Raw genomic sequence first — 1003 nt, 5'->3', positions numbered from 1 at the left:
CTACTATGCACGACAAGGTTTCAATGCTGGTGAAGAGATGGGCTTTGAATGCGCTTGGGAAGTGCCTGAAGGTGCGTTTCGAGTAGCTGAACTCGTCGAAGGCCAATGTGCAGGACATTCTGGACGCATTGATTACGCGCCAGAGTTCTCAGAGCTTTAAATACTGAAACAGCCCGCTGAAATAGCGGGCTGTTTGCTTTTCATCATTCATTCGACAAGCATGACGTTTATTGAGCGTTTTTGGTTCTTTTTTTGCCCCAGATTTCGACTTTTGCTTTTTTGCTGACACCCAACACGTCGAGCTTCATATTTCCCCAACTGCTGTATTTCATTTCAAGGTGCTTAAGTTTCGCGTCCTCCGATCCTGGTAGCGTCCAAGCTCGCGTTGACATTCCGTTGGTGAGCGTGCCCATTGATGTGAGTTTTTTCTCGCTGCCGTCGGTCATGGTGACTTTGATGTCTTTTAAATCGACGGTGCCTTGAATGCACTTTATTTTGATTTTACTGAAGTTACGGTTTTTGAGCAGACTATTTGGCGTAACGGTGTCTGTCTCCGTTTGGAAGTTGACGGTCTTGGTTGCGATCAGCTCCCAGTCATCATTATTGCTGCTCGCAAATGTGGAAAAACTGATGGTCGCTACCATCATCACAGTAAAGAGTGATTGGAAAAGCTTCATAACACCTCTGACTTTTTGATAGGATTGCCTCGTTCAAACAGGTGACGAAAAATGTCAATTAACGAGAAACAGTATTTACACGAAATGGGAATCACCTCGTGGGAGTTGATTCACCCAGAAAGGTTGGCAGGCTATCAACCGCCAACTATAGATTTGCCAAGTTCTTGCAAACTTCTGCTGGTCTCACCCATCTGTCCTACGAATGAGACAGCGATACTGTTCGAGAAGATACTTAAAAGTATGAAATTAACGCTTGAACAAGCCATGCATATCGAGCCTGAGCGCCTTGCAATGCTTGGTGAACATCAGTTGGAGTGGGTATGGTT

At 45.3% G+C, this 1003-nt stretch carries 2 protein-coding genes and 1 pseudogene; 2 read left to right on the top strand and 1 reads right to left on the bottom strand.

The features are described from left to right. Nucleotides 1–160 (top strand): annotated as a pseudogene (locus tag R7E78_RS24745) (N-acetyltransferase); the annotation flags it as partial. A 67-nt stretch (nucleotides 161–227) separates the two neighbouring features. On the opposite strand, the gene R7E78_RS24740 reads toward R7E78_RS24745, so the two are convergent. Then, nucleotides 228–677, bottom strand: a complete 450-nt coding sequence (locus R7E78_RS24740; RefSeq protein WP_015297219.1) for a hypothetical protein — start codon at nucleotides 675–677, stop codon at nucleotides 228–230. Nucleotides 678–728: 51 nt separating this feature from the next. Here R7E78_RS24740 and R7E78_RS24735 point away from each other — a divergent pair. Continuing rightward, nucleotides 729–1003 (top strand): DNA polymerase III subunit psi (locus tag R7E78_RS24735; protein ID WP_318058423.1); only part of this gene is annotated, 275 nt, incomplete at its 3' end.

Source organism: Vibrio sp. YT-19(2023) (genome assembly GCF_033337395.1).
The sequence above is the reverse complement of the archived record's forward strand: the minus strand, read 5'-3'. Positions and strand labels throughout refer to the sequence as shown.